Source organism: Paenarthrobacter nicotinovorans (genome assembly GCF_021919345.1).
GTDB lineage: Bacteria > Actinomycetota > Actinomycetes > Actinomycetales > Micrococcaceae > Arthrobacter > Arthrobacter nicotinovorans.
The window spans coordinates 3,318,901-3,337,807 of sequence record NZ_CP089293.1 but is presented as its reverse complement, the minus strand read 5'-3'; the positions used below and the strand labels follow the sequence as shown (position 1 = coordinate 3,337,807).

At 63.4% G+C, this 18,907-nt stretch carries 14 protein-coding genes; 8 read left to right on the top strand and 6 right to left on the bottom strand.

The genetic code is table 11. The annotated features are described in order from the left end of the window. Positions 1-40: 40 nt before the first annotated feature. The gene (locus JMY29_RS15480; RefSeq protein ID WP_064721456.1) at positions 41-1,309 is read left to right on the top strand and encodes a right-handed parallel beta-helix repeat-containing protein; all 1,269 of its coding nucleotides are present in this window, start codon (positions 41-43) and stop codon (positions 1,307-1,309) included. Between the two features lie 61 nt (positions 1,310-1,370). Here JMY29_RS15480 and JMY29_RS15475 read toward each other — a convergent pair whose 3' ends face one another. Next, positions 1,371-2,282, bottom strand: coding sequence for a GGDEF domain-containing protein (locus tag JMY29_RS15475; RefSeq protein ID WP_189075368.1), 912 nt, complete (start codon positions 2,280-2,282; stop codon positions 1,371-1,373). Next, on the bottom strand, positions 2,279-5,791 hold the full coding sequence (locus JMY29_RS15470) for a hybrid sensor histidine kinase/response regulator (protein ID WP_229778567.1): 3,513 nt from the start codon (positions 5,789-5,791) through the stop codon (positions 2,279-2,281). The genes JMY29_RS15475 and JMY29_RS15470 overlap by 4 nt, the downstream gene beginning before the upstream one ends. Positions 5,792-6,152: 361 nt before the next feature. On the opposite strand from JMY29_RS15470, the gene JMY29_RS15465 reads away from it, so the two are divergent. Further along, on the top strand, positions 6,153-7,172 hold the full coding sequence (locus JMY29_RS15465) for a LysM peptidoglycan-binding domain-containing protein (RefSeq protein ID WP_189075367.1): 1,020 nt from the start codon (positions 6,153-6,155) through the stop codon (positions 7,170-7,172). 10 nt (positions 7,173-7,182) lie between these two features. On the opposite strand, the gene JMY29_RS15460 is transcribed toward JMY29_RS15465, so the two are convergent. Further along, entirely contained in the window at positions 7,183-7,779 is a 597-nt protein-coding gene (locus JMY29_RS15460) for an arsenate reductase/protein-tyrosine-phosphatase family protein (protein ID WP_018776926.1), read from the bottom strand. Between the two features lie 201 nt (positions 7,780-7,980). Here JMY29_RS15460 and paaA point away from each other — a divergent pair, with 201 nt between their 5' ends. The 6 genes from paaA to JMY29_RS15430 are packed head-to-tail and all read left to right on the top strand — an operon-like array spanning position 7,981 to position 12,930. Next, the gene (paaA, locus tag JMY29_RS15455; protein ID WP_189075366.1) at positions 7,981-8,976 is read left to right on the top strand and encodes a 1,2-phenylacetyl-CoA epoxidase subunit PaaA; all 996 of its coding nucleotides are present in this window, start codon (positions 7,981-7,983) and stop codon (positions 8,974-8,976) included. Next, positions 8,976-9,404, top strand: coding sequence for a 1,2-phenylacetyl-CoA epoxidase subunit PaaB (gene paaB / locus JMY29_RS15450; RefSeq protein WP_039242708.1), 429 nt, complete (start codon positions 8,976-8,978; stop codon positions 9,402-9,404). Before paaA ends, paaB begins: the two co-directional genes overlap by 1 nt. Positions 9,405-9,415: 11 nt before the next feature. Beyond that, positions 9,416-10,333, top strand: a complete 918-nt coding sequence (gene paaC / locus JMY29_RS15445) for a 1,2-phenylacetyl-CoA epoxidase subunit PaaC (RefSeq protein ID WP_189075452.1) — start codon at positions 9,416-9,418, stop codon at positions 10,331-10,333. Beyond that, positions 10,330-10,926 (top strand): 1,2-phenylacetyl-CoA epoxidase subunit PaaD, encoded by a 597-nt coding sequence (paaD, locus tag JMY29_RS15440; RefSeq protein WP_272932230.1) that lies wholly within the window; start codon positions 10,330-10,332, stop codon positions 10,924-10,926. The genes paaC and paaD overlap by 4 nt, the downstream gene beginning before the upstream one ends. A 10-nt stretch (positions 10,927-10,936) precedes the next feature. Continuing rightward, on the top strand, positions 10,937-12,142 hold the full coding sequence (paaE, locus tag JMY29_RS15435; RefSeq protein WP_018776921.1) for a 1,2-phenylacetyl-CoA epoxidase subunit PaaE: 1,206 nt from the start codon (positions 10,937-10,939) through the stop codon (positions 12,140-12,142). An 8-nt stretch (positions 12,143-12,150) separates the two neighbouring features. Then, positions 12,151-12,930, top strand: a complete 780-nt coding sequence (locus JMY29_RS15430; protein ID WP_189075365.1) for an enoyl-CoA hydratase/isomerase family protein — start codon at positions 12,151-12,153, stop codon at positions 12,928-12,930. Here the strand turns inward: JMY29_RS15430 and JMY29_RS15425 are convergent. The 3 genes from JMY29_RS15425 to JMY29_RS15415 form a co-directional block, all read right to left on the bottom strand. Next, positions 12,927-14,486: a hypothetical protein gene (locus JMY29_RS15425; protein WP_227453558.1), complete on the bottom strand. Its 1,560-nt coding sequence runs from the start codon at positions 14,484-14,486 to the stop codon at positions 12,927-12,929. The two genes, JMY29_RS15430 and JMY29_RS15425, sit on opposite strands and share 4 nt — an antisense overlap. Before the next feature lie 270 nt (positions 14,487-14,756). Then, positions 14,757-15,068 carry a hypothetical protein gene (locus JMY29_RS15420; RefSeq protein WP_039242699.1) on the bottom strand — a complete coding sequence of 104 codons (312 nt, stop codon included), beginning with the start codon at positions 15,066-15,068 and terminating at the stop codon, positions 14,757-14,759. 137 nt (positions 15,069-15,205) lie between these two features. Then, on the bottom strand, positions 15,206-18,769 hold the full coding sequence (locus JMY29_RS15415; RefSeq protein WP_189075364.1) for a DUF7507 domain-containing protein: 3,564 nt from the start codon (positions 18,767-18,769) through the stop codon (positions 15,206-15,208). Between the last annotated feature and the right edge of the window lie 138 nt (positions 18,770-18,907).

Below are 18,907 nucleotides of genomic sequence, written 5' to 3'. Positions count from 1 at the left end.
ACGGCGCCGACGGAGCGTCTTGACACTTTGGGGGATCGCAGTGGGAACTGCTGACATTGAATTGGGACTGCCGATGCGCCGTACCGGGGCGCAACCACGACGGCGGTGGACCGCTTTGGCGGTAGCGGCCACAGTTGCCTCACTCGCCATGGCCGGGGCGCCTGTTGCTACGGCGACGGCGACGGCGACAGCAACAGCCGGTCGGGCATTTTCGCTGTCAGCAGCTCCCACGGCCACAACTGCGGATGCGGCATGCACCAAGAGCGGTGCGACAGGCAGCACCGCCACCAGAGCCTACACAGTCACTACTACCGTCAACGATGCCGGGGACGACACAAGCGCCATCCAAAACCGCATCAACGCCGCAGGAGCAGCCGGGGGCGGCGTCGTCAAACTTGTAGCAGGCACCTACATCATCAACGGCAAGCTCAGAATGGCGAACAATGTGAAACTGGAGGGCGCAGGCCCGGCCACGATCCTCAAAGCAGGCCCGGATTTCCTGTCGACAAAAGGACCGTACGGTGGTTACCCCATTGTCACCACCAACTACGCCACGAATACCACGATCACGAACCTCACGGCGGACCATTCAGGCAACACCCTCCCAGCCAGTAACAGTTTGGACGGGCGCTTGAGCGAGTACGTCGTGGACATCCGGGGCGGCTCCAACAACCTCGTGGATGGGGTGCATGTAAAGAACCCGTTCACATACTCCATCGCCGCCGCCGGGACCACGAAGTTCTGTGTTACGAACAGCAGCACCGTTGTGGTCACGAGCGGCAAATATGACCAGCTTGACGGCATTCACGTCCTGGACTCATCCTTCGGCGATGTCATCAGCAATGCCATCGACCAGCGCGTTGGAACCGACGGTGACGACGGCCTTGTAGCCCACACCATCGATGGAACCACTCACGACATCAACTACATCGGGAACACGGTCCGGGGCGGACACCGGGGCAGCAGCATGCAACTAGCGGTCGGCAACCACTCGATCTATAACCTGAAAGTCGCCGATAACGAGTTCTATGGGGCGCCGTACGGTATCCGTACCGGCTATTATGACAACCGCACCGGGGCAGTCACTGGGGTGATCCTGAGCGGCAACTACATCCACGATTTGGAATTCGGTCACGTGCTCCCCGAAGGCAGCTACGACGCCATCCACATAGGCGACTTCGGCGCTCAAGGCCCGATCACCAACGTGGTCGCCACCGACAACAGGGCGTGTGCAGCAGGGGATATCCACTTGGCACCCGGCACCAGCAACATCAAACGAAACAACACCATACAAACAGGAACATGCTGACCCTGCGCCAGGACCGGATCCTGGCCGGCGGATTTAGCCGGCAGCTACAGCCACGCACAGATCATTCCGCATAGAAGTTATGGGCAAGGGCCACCCTGTTCCTGCCTGCAGCTTTGGCTGCGTACAAGGCGAGGTCGGCCTCCCGCAGGAGCTGTTCGGTTCCGGCGGGGTGGCCCCCCGAGGAAGCGGCGATTCCCGCGCTGATGGTCAGTACGCCGTCGGGGTCGCCGGAGTGTTCGATCCGCAGATCGTGCACGGCTGAGCGCACGCGTTCCATGACCGTTTCCGCGGTAGTGGCCGTCTGTTCCCGGAGCAGCAACAGGAACTCTTCCCCACCGAACCGATACACGGCGTCCGTGGCCCGGATTTCGCCGGAAAGGGTGGCGGCGATGGCCACCAGCGCGGCATCCCCGGCTTGGTGGCCATAGATGTCGTTGTAGCTTTTGAAGTTGTCAACATCCACCATGGCCAGGCAGTAGCCGTGGCTCCCGTCGTGCAGCTCACCCAGATCCTCGGAGAGTTTCAGCCGGTTGTGCACCTTGGTGAGGGGGTCCGTGCGTGCCTGCTCGGTCAGGGCCGAACGGTAACGGGCCAGGTCCGCATGCAACGAGGTGATGCGCTGGGCGGCCAGGAGCCGGATGTGCAGGCTGAACGGGTCCAGGGGTTTGGTGACGTAGTCGTCGGCTCCTGCTTCCATTCCCGCAAGGACGTCCTTCCGCGAGCCATGGGAGGTCACCAGGATGACGTAGGTGTACCTGTCCTTCTCCGCTGCCCGGATGGCACGGCAGAGGTCCAGCCCGTTGAGCCCGGGCATGATCAGGTCCGTCACCACGGCTTCCGGTCTGTGCTCCTGGAAGAGTTGCCAGGCCGAGTCGCCGTCCACGGCCACGATGCAGTCATGCCCGGATTGTTCCACGGCCGCTTTGGTGATCATGCGGGAGATCTGGTCGTCGTCCGCTATAAGGATCTTCATAGGGCTCCCAATAAGATGCGCTCAAGGGCATGGTCAACCCTTGCCAGTTCTGCGGTCAGCCGCTCCAGCAGCCGCGTTCCATCAGCGACCAGCTCCGGTCTGCTCTCCCGGCCAAGGGTTTCCAGTTCCCGGCACAAGGCTGCGGCGCCCACGGCTCCGATGTTGGCTGCTGCGCCTGCAAGTTTGTGTGCGGCCGCTTCGACGGCGGATGGTTGCCCGGCGTCGATGGCTGACCGCAGTGTCTCCACCGTGCCGCCGGCATCTTGCCGGAAGGCCTCGATGGCCGCCGGGAGCAGGCCCACGCCGTCGTCGGGTCCTAGTTCGCGGAGGATCTGGAGCCTCCCGGTGTCGAGAACAACCGCGTCCGACGGCGGTGCTTCCGCCGGCTGCGGCACCCCGGCGGCGGGCGGTGTGGGAGCAGCGGCGGCTTCCGCCGTCGTCGGTTCTTCCAACTGCGGCACCCAACGCGCCAGTACGGTTCCCAGAGTAGTGAGGTCGACGGGTTTGCTGATGTAGTCGTCCATGCCGGCAGCGAAGCAGCGCTCGCGGTCCTCGTTGAGGGCTCCGGCCGTCATGGCGATGATGGGGATCCGGGCCGAATGCCCGTTGCGGGCGCGTATGGCGCGGGTGGCGTCGAAGCCGTCCATGACCGGCATGTGGCAGTCCATGAGTACCGCCGCGTAGTTCCCGGTGAGGGCCGCCGTCACGGCTTGTGCGCCGTCTTCGACGATGTCCACGCCGTAACCGAGGCGGTTCGCCATGCCGCGTGCCACCAGCTGGTTGACCTCGTTGTCCTCTGCCACGAGCAGTTTTCCCAGCCGTGCTACCGGCTCGGCGGACGGAGCGGCCGCTGAGGGTGCCGGTGCTGCGGGGGCACGCATGGTTCTGGTGGCCATGAGGCGAAGGAGCCGGTTGTAGAACTCGGAACTGCGGACGGGTTTGGTGAGGTACTCGCGGATCCCGGCTGCTGCCAGATCGACTTTGTCCACCAACATGGTGGAGGTCAGCAGGATGATCCCGGGTGTTCCGGGGTTGGTGCTTTCATGGTTGATGAGGCGTGCCAGCTCCAGACCGTCGGTGTCCGGCATGCACATGTCCACCACGGCGATGTCGTAGGGGTGGCCTTCCAGGACGGCGTTGCGGTATTCGGTCATCGCGGAGGACGCATCGGCCACAGCCACCGGCGTCATACCCCAGCTGTCCAGCTGGGTCTCCAGCACGAGGCGGTTGGTGGCGTTGTCGTCCACCACCAGCACCCTCTTGCCCGCCAGGGAAGCAGGCAGGGTGAGAGTTTCCGAGGCCGGCGGTCCGATGGGCAGTTCCAGTTCGAACCAGAATTTGCTGCCGTTGCCCAGCTCACTGTCCACACCGATGCGGCCGCCCATGGCTTCCGTGAGCCGCCGGGATATGGCCAGCCCCAACCCGGTTCCACCGTAGCGGCGCGTAGTTGAAGCATCTGCCTGGGCGAAGGAATCGAACAGGCGGTGGTGGTCGGTGGCACTGATGCCGATTCCCGTGTCACGGACTTCAAAGCGCAGCGAGGCGTTACCGGCATCTGTCCCCAGCACGGAGACTTTGATTTCGACTTCTCCGGACGGGGTGAATTTCACGGCGTTGGAGGAGAGGTTCACCAGGATCTGCCTGATGCGGCCGGAGTCGCCCATGAGCCGTCCCGGAACATCGGGATGGCAGTAGGAGATGAGTTCCAGATTTTTGCCTTGTGCGGCCTCGGCCACGAGTCCGGCGACTTCTTCCACGAGTGCCCGGGGGTCGAAGGCGGTGACTTCCAGATCCACTTTCCCGGCTTCGAGTTTGGAGAAATCCAGGATGTCGTTGATCAGCGTGAGGAGGACTTCGCCGGCTCCCTTCACACCTTGGGCGTACTGCCGTTGGCCTTCGCTGAGCGGCGTGTCCATCATCAATGAGGTCAGCCCGATCACGGCGTTCAGTGGTGTCCGGATCTCGTGGCTCATGGTGGCCAGGAATTCGGATTTGAGTCTGCTTGCTTCCAACGCGGCTTCCCGCGCGGCCATAAGTTCGGATTCGGCGGCTTTGCGTTCAGTGATATCACGCGAAATGAAGGCCACTCCGCGTATCCCGGACGCGTTCCGTACAGGGGAGAGAGTGACGGAAACAGGGATGGTGGTTCCATCACCGCGAAGGCGTTGCGTTTCGTAGTTCTGCACGTCCCCGGTCCGGGCTGTGACGTCCATTGCCCGGCGTTCTTCCTCCTGCGCAGCTGCCGGAATGAAGAAGTCGCCCTTCCTGCCGATCACCTCCGAGGCCGGATACCCGAAGATTTTTTCGGCCCCGGGGTTCCAACTGGTGATGACACCGTCCAGGCTTTCGCCGACGATGGCGTCGCCGGAGGAATTGACGATCGCCCCCAGCCCCTCAAGTTCGGCCGTGCGTTCGGCCACTTTCGACTCGAGGTCGCGTGTGAGCGTCACATTTTCGACGACGATCAGCACCTGGCGCACGATGACGAACCCCAGGACCACCAGGCCGGTGACTAGCAGGACGGGGTCGGCGCCGATGGGGCCGGTCCGGGAGAAGAACACGGCACTGAAAACGGGGAGGTAGGGGAGCAGCTCAAGGGCGGCGGCATAACCGCGGCCGTCCTTGCGATTGCTGCCGGTTTCCGGCACCAGCGGGCTTATGCCCACCAGCAGGAAGGCTACTACCCACCCCAGCGCCAAGGGCGATCCTGTGACACCTGAAATGCCTTCCAGGGTGAGCCGCATGTAGGCGAGGTCCGTTAGGGCAAGGATCCAGAAACCGATGCCAAGGCTTAGCCACGGCAGTCTGCGCCCCCGGGCCGCACGCATGGTGAGGACGATGACCACGGAGACCATAAGGACGTCTGCGATGGGGTAGGCCATCTGTGTTATCCGGGCAAAGGCGTCACTGTCCTTGGCACCGGCCAGCGGACCCAGGACAGAACTCCATGCGATGAAGAACGTGGAGCTTGCCACTACCCCCGTGTCGAGGATGGCCCGGCGCAAAGGCAGCCGCAAACCCTGTCCGCGCAAAAGCAGGACCAAGCCAATGGAGGCCGGTACCGCGTACCAAACAAAACCGAAGTCGGCGAACGACGGAAAAGGGTAGTCGTGGTCGAGGGTGATGCCGTTGAAAGTCCAGATGCCTTGGCCGACAGACCAGAGCGCCAGTCCCGCCACAACGAACCAGCGGCCCGTAGCGTTGACCGGCTGTTTGAGGGCTGCGCGTGTATGGGTCGTCAGTGCCGTCAGGACGGCTGTGAGGATCGCCAGGTCACCTGCGAGCTGGGCTGTATTGGTGCCGGTTCCGCTTGCCAGGCCAACGGCCAGCAGTACTGCGCAGAAGGCAACCGCAATCAGGAAGAACGGCATTCCGCGTCCCGACCACGAGCGCTTCGAAAGAACCTCGTGCTTCACTCCCGCCACTGAACCCCTGCCTTCAAAAGTGGCCCCACCAAAAGCGAACGACGCCGTCTTAGCTGCGCTGAGGAGAGCATACGCTGAAAACACCCGTTCAGGGCACAATAAATGTCCTGTGAAGCGCGCAAGGCTGCAGCTCTCCCCGCCAACGTCCCATCAACCGGGACCTGAGTACTGCCAAGTAGTCCGTTCCCGGAAACTGCGTAATACCTGACAGCGCCGCGCTTCCCTTGCAGGGAAAGTCGAGTATCTCCTACTCGTGCAGCCGGCAATGCCCAATTCCTATATTTGAATTCGCAGGGGTTTATTGCAATTCCGTTCCTCCGGCTCAGCGGTGGACCGCACCCCGCCGTAGTGCGGCGGTGCTCCTCCCTATACATAGCTGCGCTTTCTGCACCTGGGCCACAACGGCTCCCACGCGCGGTCCAAGCCATGGAGTCCCGGAGTTCCCATGAACATGAATGATGTAGATCTTCAAACTTCCCTTAGTAAGAACAATGGCGTTGTCCGGCATACGCCGTTCAGTAAATCCAAGCTCATGATTGCCGGCGCCGTTCTTGCATTACTGGCATTGATCCCGCTGCTTTTCGGGGTGGTCAATTGGGCCACGCAACCGGCCAGTGTCGAACAATCAGTGTCGAATGAACAAGCGGCGGCGCCGGCGGCGTCGCCGTCGTCCGACGCAGCTTCGACACCATCCGCGGACGCCGCACCGGCCGCCCAGGCAGCTCCCGCAGCGGCGGCACCGGCCGCAGAGGTACCGGCTGCGGCACCTCCCGCAGAGGCCGCACCGGCCGCCGTCCCCGCGGTTGTTGCCGAGCCCGCGCCGGCCGCCGAAGCTGCACCCGCCCCTCCGGCCGGTGACCCCAACCTCTACACGGTGGCATCCGGTGACACGGTGGGCTCCATTGCCGCAAGGTTCGGTGTGGACGTCAACGCCATGCTGGCTGCGAACGGCCTGGGTGCCTATTCGGTAATCGTGCCGGGCCAGGTCCTGAAGCTCACTGGACCGCCTGTTGCGCCCGTCGCCCCGCCGGCGGCAGTGCAGGCCCCGGTTGCGCAGGCCCCGGTTGCGCAGGCCCAGGCCGCAGCCGCCCCTGCCGTCGTGGCAGCGCCGGCACCGGCACCTGCTCCTGCCCCTGCTGTGCGTACCATCTACGTGGCCGGTGCCGGTGGACAATCACTGGTGGATGCGTGCATCGGCCCGATCAACTACACGCCAACCAACGCCTACGCCGTGTTCATCACCGAGCACGACTTCTGCGGAGGATGGGCCCGGTTCTCGGGGATCGGTGTTGGTGAGACGGTTTCCATTCCGGGGTACGGGACCTTCACGGCCACGGGCAGGGGCCAAGTGCCCAACCCAGGCACCACCAATGATGTGGCAGCAGTGTTCGGCGGATTCCCAGCGGTGGTCTTGCAGACCTGCATCCCCGGAACCAACCAGATGCTGGTGATCGCCCTCAACTAGCAGCTGATAACTAGGCCGGCGCCGTAAGGCGCGCGAACCGGAGGATACCCAGGATGGCCGGGGCCAACTGATCCTCCATCTGGTGGTAGACCTCTTCCGCTCGTCGGTAGGGGTCTACCACGTCGTTGTCGGCAGGATCGGACGGGAGCGCGAGGTGCCGGACAGATGCTGCGCGGGCGGGGAGGTCGCGCCAGAAGTCCACGATATTCCCGGTGGCGGGAGCGCCGTCGCGGGTCTCCAGGACGGACAACATGCGCGCAAATTCGCGGACCGTAAACGTGCGTTTCAGCAGCGATGCGTCCAATTGGAGTACTTCGCCGCGGTGTTTGGACGTCATGGCCAGCACCAGATCCGTTTCCCGGAGGATCTTCTGGGTGAGCTGCCGGGCCGCAAAATCGTCCGGAGTTCCGCGGAAGGTGCTGATGATCTGTGCCGAAAGGGGCTGGATGGGTTCGCCCACCATGGCCCGCGTGCCGGCGCTGCGGACCTCGAATGATCCCGGACTTACCTGGTTGAGCCCAGCCTGGAGCAACCTCTCGGCCACGGGGGAGCGGCAGATGTTTCCGGTGCAGACGGTGAGGATTCGGAAGGGCTGGGGCGATTGCACGTAGGGCTCTTTTCTTGCGTTGGCGTGGGGCGGTTGAGGCCCCACCCCAAGTTAACACGGGGAATCTCAGGAGCCTTGTCAACAACGCCAGGCCACGGGAACAGTCATAAACCGCTGACGCTGCCTTCCGGTGAACGCTTGACTGAGATCATCCGCTCCGCATATTCTGAACGAACGGTCGGTAATTTATTAGGAGCAACCATGGCATCGCAGAATCTGCAGTCAGTGCCCGCTGAGCTGTCCCCGGAAGAGCAGGAGCGGGAGGCAGCCGGACAGGCGTATTTTGAGCGCATCATTTCGGAGGACTCGCGCATCGAACCGCGCGACTGGATGCCGGCGGCTTACCGCAAGACTTTGCTGCGCCAGATCTCGCAGCACGCACACTCGGAAATCATCGGCATGCAGCCGGAAGCCAACTGGATCACGCGCGCGCCCAGCCTGAAGCGCAAGTCCATCCTCATGGCCAAGGTCCAGGATGAGGCAGGCCACGGCCTGTACCTGTACTCCGCAGCAGAGACGCTGGGGCAGAGCAGGGACCAGATGATGGAAGACCTGATTGCCGGCAAGGCCCGGTACTCCTCCATCTTCAACTACCCCACGGTTTCCTGGGCGGACATGGGGGCCATCGGATGGCTCGTCGATGGCGCCGCCATCTGCAACCAGGTGCCCCTGTGCCGGGCTTCGTACGGTCCTTACGGACGCGCAATGGTGCGCATCTGCAAGGAAGAGTCATTCCACCAGCGCCAGGGTTTCGAGATCCTGCTTGAGCTCTCCAACGGCACGCCTGCGCAGAAGCAGATGGCCCAGGACGCCGTGAACCGCTGGTACGCGCCGTCTCTGATGATGTTCGGCCCGCCGGATGATGATTCACCGAACTCCAAGCAGTCCATGGCATGGAACATCAAGCGCTTCAGCAACGACGAGCTTCGCAGCCGCTTCGTCGGCATGATGGTGGAGCAGGTCAAGGTCCTGGGCCTGACCCTCCCGGACAAAGACATCCGTTTCAACGAAGAAACCAGGAAGTGGGAGCACGGACCCCTGGACTGGAACGAGTTCAAGGAAGTCCTGGCCGGCCGCGGTCCCTGCAACTCGCAGCGCATCGAGCGCCGCCGCGAGGCACACGAAAATGGTGCCTGGGTTCGGGAAGCAGCAGTGGCGTACGCCCGCAAGCAAGCAGAGAAAGTGAACGCAGCATAATGGCTCCCCACGGTAACCCGGAAGAACCGGCAAGCGCCGCCAGCGAGATCAAGCGCGAAGCCCCCAAGGTGGCGGCTACGAACGCAGAAAGCACGACGACGGCCCCCGCCGCGCGCCCGGCCGGCACCCCCGGCGGCGCCAAGGAAGAGCACCCGTGGTCCTTGTGGGAGGTCTTCGTGCGTTCAAGCCGCGGCCTGTCCCACGTGCACGCAGGTTCCCTGCACGCTCCGGATGCGGCGATGGCCCTCCGGAACGCCCGCGACCTCTACACCCGCCGGAACGAGGGCGTCTCCATTTGGGTTGTCCCGGCCGAGGCGATTTCCTCCAGTGATCCCGATGCCAAGGGTGCCTTCTTCGAGTCCCCGCAGGGCAAGGATTACCGCCACGCCACCTACTACACCAAGAGCGAAGGCGTGAAGCACCTGTGACCACTAAAGACGTGACCACCAAAGACACTGACTTCGCAATCGAAGGCCACGGCGATATCTCCGTCGGCGTTCACGGAGCCGGAGCTTCCGGTGACGGTTCGGCCAGCGCAACGCGTATCACGCCGGGCAACGCCCTGCGTCCTGAGGACATCGCGCTGGAAATCAGCCGCGGCCAGGTCAAGCCCGACGAGGATGTGGCTGAGTTTGCCCTTCGCCTGGGCGACGACGGCCTGATCCTCGCCCAGCGACTGGGCCATTGGATTTCCCGTGCCCCGGAGCTCGAGGAAGACATCGCCCTGGGTAACATCGCCTTGGACCAGTTGGGCCACGCACGCTCTTTCCTGACCTACGCCGGAGCCGCATGGGGCAAGTCGGAGGACGACCTCGCCTACTTCCGCCGCGAGCACGAGTTCCGTTCGGCGCACCTGTTTGAGCAGCCCAACGGTGACTTCGCTGTCACCATCGCCCGCCAGTTCATCGTGAGCTTCTACCAGTACGGGCTGTACAGCCGGCTGGTGGAGTCCACGGACGCCACGATCGCCGCCATCTCTGCCAAGGCTGTCAAGGAAGTGGATTACCACCGCGACCACAGTGCCCAGTGGGTGCTGCGTCTTGCCGGCGGCACGGATGAGTCCCGCGCCCGCATCATCCAGGGCTTCAAGCTCGTGTGGCCGTACGTGGACGAACTCTTCGAGGACGATGAACTCACCACCCGCCTGTCCGAAGCCGGTGTGACAGTCCAGCCTTCCTCCCTCCGTGCCGAATTCGATCGCCTCACGGGGCAGATCATGACGGAGGCTGAACTGGACATTCCAGGTGTCCCGCAGGCACCCGGCGGAGGACGGCGTGGAAAGCACTCCGAGTTCATGGGCTACATCCTTGCCGAAATGCAGGTCCTGGCCCGCGAGCACCCCGGCGCGAGCTGGTGACCAGCGTGGCAACCCCCTCGCAAACGCAGGCGCAAACGCAGGCGCAAACGCAGCCGCTCAGCAAGGCTGAGCAGCAGGCCTGGAACATCGCGTCCACGGTCTGCGATCCGGAGATCCCGGTCCTCACCATCGAGGACCTGGGGATCCTGCGCGGCGTCCGCGTTACGGAGGCACCCCACCATGAGGGCGCTCCCGACGGCGGCCCGGCAAGTACCGCCGTCGAGGTCACCATCACGCCCACGTACTCGGGTTGCCCCGCGATGGACGCCATTGGCGACGATCTCCGCAAGGCTTTTGAGAAGGAAGGCTACGCGGGCGTCCACATCAACCTGGTGTTGTCGCCGGCGTGGACCACTGACTGGATGACCGAATCCGGCAAGGCCAAGCTGGAGGAGTACGGGATTGCTCCGCCCAGCGGCAGGGCTGCCGCCGGCGGCCATTCCGGTCCCGTCCGCCTGAGCCTGGCCGTGAAATGCCCCCAGTGTTCCTCGCTCAATACCAAGGAACTCACCCGCTTTGGTTCCACCTCCTGCAAGGCGCTGTTTGTCTGCCAGGACTGCAAGGAACCGTTCGACTACTTCAAAGTCCTTTAAGGAAGCAGCCATGACCACCGAAACACAGACGGCCAGCCGCCGTCGTGCGTCTTTCCACAACCTGACCGTCGCGGAAGTCCGGCGCCTCACGGACGATGCCATTGAGGTCACGTTCGGTGTCCCGGCGGAACTTGCCGGCCAGTATGACTACCTCCCGGGCCAGTACGTCGCCCTGCGCACGACGCTTCCGGACGAGAACGGTGAGCCGCACGAGGTCCGGCGCAGTTACTCGATTTGCGCAGAGCCGCGCAGCTTCGAGGACGGCAGCAGCGAGATCCGGGTGGCCATCAAGAAGGACCTGGGCGGGCTGTTCTCCACGTGGGCGAATGCCGAACTGAAGGCCGGGGACGTACTGGATGTGATGAGCCCGCAGGGTGCGTTCATTTCGCGGCACGGCAAGGACGGTTCACCGGTCCAGCACAACGTCATGAACTCCATGAACCACCCGGAGGAACTGGCGGGGGAGCCGGGCAACTTCGTGGCGATCGCCGCGGGTTCGGGCATCACGCCGGTCATCGCGATTGCGCGCACGCTGCTGGCGGCCAACCCGGAAACCACCTTCGACCTCGTGTACGCCAACAAGGCCGCCATGGATGTCATGTTCCTGGAGGAACTGGCGGACCTGAAAGACAAGTACCCCACTCGCCTGGCCCTGCACCATGTGCTGTCCCGGGAGCAGCGGATCGCGCCGCTGATGACCGGCCGCATCGACTCGGAGAAGCTGCAGGCCCTGTTGTCTTCGGCGATTCACGCCGAGGACGTTGATGAATGGTTCCTGTGCGGGCCGTTCGAGCTGGTCCAGTTGTGCCGGGATACCCTCGCCGCCCGCGGCGTGGAGCCGGAACACGTCCGTTTTGAGCTGTTCACCACCGGCCGACCGGACCGCCCTGAAGGCAACGCCGGCCGTCCTGTTGTGGAGGACGAGTCGCAGGACACCTACAAGATCACGTTCACGCTGGACGGCCTCACCGGCGACGTCGCCAGCCCCACGCACGCCCGCGAATCCATCCTCAACGCAGCGCTGCGCGTCCGCCCTGACGTTCCGTTCGCCTGCGCCGGCGGCGTGTGCGGCACCTGCCGCGCCAAGCTGATCACCGGTACCGTGACCATGGATGAGAACTACGCCCTTGAACAGGACGAGCTGGACAAGGGCTACGTCCTCACTTGCCAGTCCCACCCCACCAGCGAAGAAGTTACCGTCGACTTCGACGTCTAAGGAGTCCCATGATCGAGCTCTCCATTGCCAACGGCATTGCCGAAATTGTCCTCAATGCCCCCGAAAAGCTGAACTCCCTCAACGAGGACGCCCTGGCGGAACTGGATAAGGCGTACGACGACGCTGCTGCCGCCGCCTCGCGCGGCGAAGTGCGGGCGCTGCTGCTTCGCGGCGAGGGCCGTGCCTTCTGCGCCGGCCGCGACATCGCGGCCGTGACTCCTGAAACCGATGATGCACAGGCGTATCTTGGCGGACTCGTGGAGCCGCTGTTGAAGAAGATGGCTGCGTTCCCGGCGCCCACGTTTGCCTCCGCGCATGGTGCTTGCCTGGGAGTCGGGCTGGGGCTGCTCCTGGCCACCGACGTGGTGTACGTGGCGGAGAACGCCAAGTTCGGATCGCCCTTTGCCAAGCTCGGGGCGACCCTGGACTCTGGTGGGCACTGGTACTTCACCGAACGCCTGGGCATGCACCGCACCCTGGACCTGATCTACACCGCTGATCTGATCTCCGGGGCCGAAGCCGTGGCCCAGGGGATGTTCAGCCGGGCAATGCCTGCTGATGTCCTGCTCGATGAGACCCGGGCGATTGTTGCGCGGGTCGCCGCGGGCGCGACCCAGGCGTTTGTTGCGTCCAAGGAGCTCGTGGCACACATCCGCGACCAGCGCCTGGGCCTGTGGGATTCCATGGTGGAGGAGAACGCAGAGCAGGCACGCCTGTGCAAGACCGACGACTACGCCGAGGGTTTCCGGGCTTTCCAGGAGAAGCGGGCGCCCGTTTTCAAGGGCTAGACGAACTCCTTGAGGAGCTTGTAGCCGGCCACTTTCCCTTCCAGGGAGATGACGGCCATGTCCTGATCCGTGGTTGTTACATCTGTCAGGGCGCCGTAGGTAAAGGCCAGGGTGGCCGAGCCACCCTTCAGGCACGGGAACGCCGTTTGAGTGCCGGCACCTATGTCGCCTCCCGGCCGGTCCTTGTAGGGACCGTTCGGTGGAGCGGTATATGTTGCCTGCTTCCAACAGATGAAGCCGTCGTCGAAACTTGCTCCGCGGGGCTTTCCGGTGTGGGTGTCTACCAGGTTTGAGTCCCAGAACGTGCCTGCAATCAGGAACTCACCGTGGCTTGCTGAAGGGATGAGGCCGTACTCGTCCCAGCTGTACACATAGACAGGTTCGCTCTCCCAGGATGCTTCGCCGGTCAGGGGATCGTAGCCCACTACTTTGGATCGGGCGCCCCGGTATTTGCCCGCGGGAAACTCGATGTAGCCGTCCACGTATTCGCACCGTATGGGCAATGCGGTTCCAGTGCCCATCTTGGTGTCACCGGCACTCATTGTCTTTGAGCATTCGAGTGTGGAGGCATCCGCTGTCCATAAAACCCGCCCGCTCGAGGCTCGGAAACCGACGGTCTTAGTGCTTTCGCGAAGATTCAGCGATAAGGATTTTTCCGGGAATTTCTCGGGGTCGACACCCGTCGGATTGATTCCGACCGAGCCCACATAGAGGTCAAGCTTCTCAGAGTAAGTGAAATGCCACCCCAAATCGGTGGAAGCACCTTTTCCAAAAACCTTCTCTACTTCGATCTGCCACTTAACCTCGCCGTAGGAGACGTGAGCCAGTTTTTCGACACCGTCTTTTTCCACCGCATACAGTTCTTTGCCCACCGGCTGGAAGAATCCGGTGAGCTCGTTGATGTCGGCGCCTCCGGACTCATCTCCGGTTTCCAAGTCCACCCAGTGTTCAACTGACTGCGCTGAGTCGTCAAAGGCGATAAAGCACATGTCGAAGAGTTCGTCACAGGCGAAGGGGCGCGTACTGACCAGTTCAGGCCTTCCCCGGTAGAGCTCTTTGCCTGTGCCCAGATCAAAGGCGACAGGCGAAGTCCACCAGACGACGTCACTGTCGATGCCCGCCGGAGCGGCAGCGGCCTGCAGGAAGATTGCGGCGCTTTTCCCCGAAGCAGTCCTTGTCAGCGCAGGCTTCAACGGGTTCCCCGGAGCGTCGTATCCCGGATGAACCGGCTGCTTCCACAACTCCTTGCCCGTAGCCACGGAAAGCGCGTGGGCTTCCACACCGGCACTGCCCCGGGTGTAGACCAGTGCTACCCCGTCGGCGACCACCGGCTGACCGATGGGATCGAGCGCAACTTCCCAGGCCGCCGTCGCGGTTTCCTTGTTGCGCGGGGGCGCCTCCGCTGACGCGGGAGATTTGCTCGGCGAGGGTTCGGCCGAACGTGGCAGCGGGAGCATGGTGCACGCCGAAAGCAGGACGGCGGTCCCGAGTGCCAGCGCACCGAGCCCCCAGGACGTGAGGTGGGCGCGCAGCATCGCGGGTCGAGAATGAGTCAAAATTCCCCCAGAAAAAAGGCCATCCAGACGTGGCTCAAATAGAGAATACAGCCACCGGAGTCAAGTCAACATCCCATGGCAAAGGTTGTGTGGCCGGACCTGAGGGCGTTAATAGTCAGGCCGGCCACACTGGCTGCTGCCGGGGAAGGGGGGAAAGCAGCCAAAGGCGCCGCCGGCTTCGTCGTCCAAAGGCCAGTCGGTGCTCGGTGATTGGTCAGCAAGGGCGTTGCCCTCCGACTACGGCTGTCTCTCGTCCCCCATTGGACAGCCTCACATCAATTGAGTGGGAAGAACTGCCGGAACGTGTCGTGATTCCGGGGTCCTATTCGTAACGGATTGGGCAGCTTCCAGAATGCCTGCAATCCAGTGCTCTATTCCGCCGTTGGCCGGGCGGCTGATATAGGTGCCGGTGCCGGGCAGATCCAGGATGGCCACGGGGCTGCGGCCGGTGTGATGGGGGCCTGCGTAAAGGGTCAGCTTTCCCCGGTGAATCCCCGCTACGGAGAGGCAAAGCTCGGTCCGGGCAGCCAACGCGGACTCCCACGCGGCAAGCGAGGCAGGTGTATGGGTGGTGATGGCCATCTTTTCCTCGTTCGAAGTTGATGCACAAAAGCGACGGCCGGGAGTCGGGGGGACGTGATCCGGCCGTCGCTTCGTGTTCCCGGCGGGCACCCGGGAAGTGTTCGGCTTCAGCTCATTGAGCGAGCATCAGCTTTCTGTCATGCACGACGCCGGCGGGTCATCAAAGCCAGCCCGACGCCTGCGGCCAGGAGTACTGCGCCGATGCCGGCCACCAGGAACGGAACTCCTCCGGTGACGGCCAGCGGTGCCGGCTGGGCCTTGGGACCAACCGGGGTTTCAGCCGAGTCCGTGGGTGAGGAAACGTCGCCATCGGGGCTGACTGCTTTGGCCCCGGCCACGTTCCGGATCGGCTGACCGGACTCCACGTCCTTGGCCTGCACCTTGTAGGCAGCGGTGCAGGTTACCGTTTCTCCCGGGGCGAGGCTCGTCGTCGGGCATTCGATGGTGACGCCGGCGTTGCCAAGCATCGGATCATCAACCACGACGTCATTCAGCGTCACGGTCCCGGTGTTGGTCACCGCGAACGTGTAGTTGACCGTTTCCCCGGCGTCGGCGAGGTTGTCGCCGTCGGCATCAACCAGTGCAGCAGACTTGTCGATCACCAGTGCAGCAGCGTGCGGCACGTTGGTGGTGGTCGAGTCTTCATTCGAGGTGGTGGGCTGGTTGTCGGGGTCGGTTCCAGTGGCCGTGGCCACGTTGTGGACCTTGCCCGCATCCACATCAGCCTGGGTGAGCACATAGGGTGCAGTTGCCCTGCAGTGAGTGGATGCACCCACAGCGAGATCGGCGGCTTCGCAGGTCACCGCACCGGCCAGGGGATCGTTGACCGTGATCCGGCGAACCGGCACATTGCCATCGTTGGTGACCACGAAGGTGTAGTCGATGGTGTCTCCGGCGTCGATGATGCCCGAGGCGTTGGCGTCCTTGATGGCCCCTGCTGATTTCTCAAGGGTCAGGGCCGGGGCCTGCTCGGTGACTGGAGTGTTGGTGGTATCCGGGTCGGAGACAACCTTGTCAGTGTCGGGGTCCATGCCCTCGGCGTGGGCGGTGTTACGCACTACGTGTGCTGCTTCATCGGCTGACGTCACAACGTACGGTGCATCGGCGGCACAGTTGGTTGTTGCGCCGGGAGCAAGCTCCGTGACTTTGCACGTGACGGCGCCCGCAAGCGGATCCACCACTTCAACGGCGGTTACCGGGACGTTGCCGGTGTTGGTGACCGTGAACGTGTACGCGATGGTGTCTCCGGCGTCAGTGATCCCGGAATTGTTCACATCCACCGGAGCGGCGGCGAACTTCTCCAAGGACAGGGACGGGGCGGGAACCGTGACCTTGGTGGTGGTGGTGTCCGGAGGGGATGTGACGGGGTCGCCGTCGGGATCCGTGCCGGTAGACGTGGCGGTGTTGTCCACCGAACCGTGAAGCTCATCCATGTCGGTTACAACGTACGGGGCATCGCCCGTGCAGCTGATGCTCTCGCCAGGTGAAAGAGCGTTCTTTTCGCAGGTGACGGAACCGATTTTTGCATCGTTGACCTTCACGTCATGCAACGGGATATTGCCGGTGTTGGTGACCACGAAGGTGTAGGCAATGGTGTCGCCGGCGTCCGTGATACCCGAGTTGTTCTTGTCCACCGGTGTGCCGGCAGTCTTCTCGATGGACAGCGACGGCGCGGGAGCGCTGACCGGGGTTTCGGTGCTGTCTTCGTTGGAAACTACAGGCTGGTTGCGGGGATCGGTGCCCTGGGCCGTGGCAGTATTGAGCACCTTGCCGGCTGTCTCGTCTGCTTCGGTGATGGTGTAGGGCTGATCAGCTTTGCAGTTCGTGGAGGCGCCAGGGGCAAGTGATGTGGCCTCGCAGCTTACTGCAATTGCCGGGTTCTGGCCGCTCAGCAGCTTGTCATTGATGACGACGCCGGAGACGGGCAAGTTGCCGCTGTTGGTCACCAGGAACGTGTACGCGATGGTGTCCCCGGCGTCGGTAAGACCCGAATTGTTGACATCAACCGGCGTTCCGGCGCTCTTCTTCAGGGTTAGCGCCGGTGAGGACGCAATCGGCGTCGTGGTGGAATCGTCGTCCGTAGCGTCAGGCAATCCGGCTACTGTCCCGGTGGCTGTGGCCTTGTTGATCACTTGGCCCGCAGTGACATCGTCCTGGGTGAGTTTGTAGGGCGGAGCCGTGCAGGTGACGGTCGCTCCGACGGCCAGGGGACCGGGAGGGCATGTGACTGCTCCCACCAGGGGATCGTTTACGCTGACTGTTTCCAGCGGGACGGTTCCGGTGTTGGTGACGTCAAAGGTGTAAGGGACAGTTGAGCCGGCTGTGTTCCCGCTGGGGGCACCGGCCTTCTTGTCGAGGACCAGATCCGTGATTCGTGCGGCGTTCGTGAACGTGCAGAGCACAGCAATTCCATCGGATCCAGCTGCCGGCATGGTGAAGCTGCCGCTGGTTCCTGTGCCGCTGGAGATCGGAGCACCGTTGTTTTCATTGATGCACGACCAGCTCGAGGCGTATCCCACGCCCGTGCTGCCGGACTCGGAAATGGCATACGTGGTGCCTGTGCGGCCGAAGACCGGGCCTACTACCTCGCCGGGCTGGTCCTGGAGTCCGTTCTCTGTGCCGGCGGTGGTGGCTTGAACGCCGGTTACCGGTAGACCGTCACCCTTCAGGGTGAGCGTGGCCTGGTCGGCAGGGGTGACGCGGCCGTGCGGGAAGTCCTTCTTGACCGTGATGGTGTTGGGGGTCGCACAGGAGCCCAGGTCCACGGAACCGGCCTGGGAGAAGGGCTTGGAACTCAGGACTTCGCCGGAGATGGGGTCCACTTGGCGGAGCGTGTCCGAGCTGCCCAGGTAGACCAGGCCGTCACCACCAAACGCGATGCCGTTGATGGGCTGCGGGGTGGCGATGGAGACCAGCTGGTTGGCCGTCACGGCAACGGGTGCGCCGGCGGCCGTGGGTATCTCCTGCTGGATGACAGAGAGGATGCTGTGGGTTGACCCACCGCCCATCACATACAAGCGGCCCTGTTTGTCGAAAGCCCAGTCGCCGTTGGCTCCGGCGTTGGGGATGTCACCGCTGGCCACCAGGCCGATTGAGACATTGTTGACGGTGTCGAACCCGTAAACGCGGATCGTATTTCCGGTGAATCCGCCGTAGTAGTAGAAGCCGTTGTCAGGATTGATGGCGCCGTGGGTGACGGGAGTTCCTGCTTCGCCCGCGCCCAGTACCGAGGTGGTGTTGGACGCCCGGTCGTGGCGGTAGATGGTCCGGCCGGTGTCGTTGCTGTTGGGCAGGACGCCGATGGCAGCACTGCCATCGGCTGCGATGCCCAGACCATTGAGGTTTTGGTTGGACCCGGCAATGGTGAAGTTCCCGACGCTGGTCTGCGTCCCTGTCGCGGTGTTGACGAGCCACAAGTTGCGGTTGCCGCTGCCCTGGACCGAGTACACGGCCCCACAGCTCAAAGCATCTGCCGCTGTGGCCGGGCCTGCCGACAATGTCAGCGCACCTCCGGTAAACAAACCGGCGACGACGGCGCTGCTCGCCAGGAGCGCCAAAGCCTGCCTGCCGCCGCGCCTGCCTTTACCGGTCCGTGGCCGGCGTTGGGCGGGAAGCCCGGCCGGCCTGTGTATATGTCGTTGATCTGCACCGACGGCGGGACCTGTCGTCCCGCCGCTGAGTCGGTTAGTGCCGTCAGCCAATTACTGCACCCCTTTTAAGGTGTCCGGTGGGAGCAGAGCCTTCCGCTCCCAGAGATTCGGGCGCTCCGTAGCCGTTAGATCCTGCACGCAAGAGCCACCCCCCATGACCCGGCGATGGGCATCACCGGGCCGTAAACT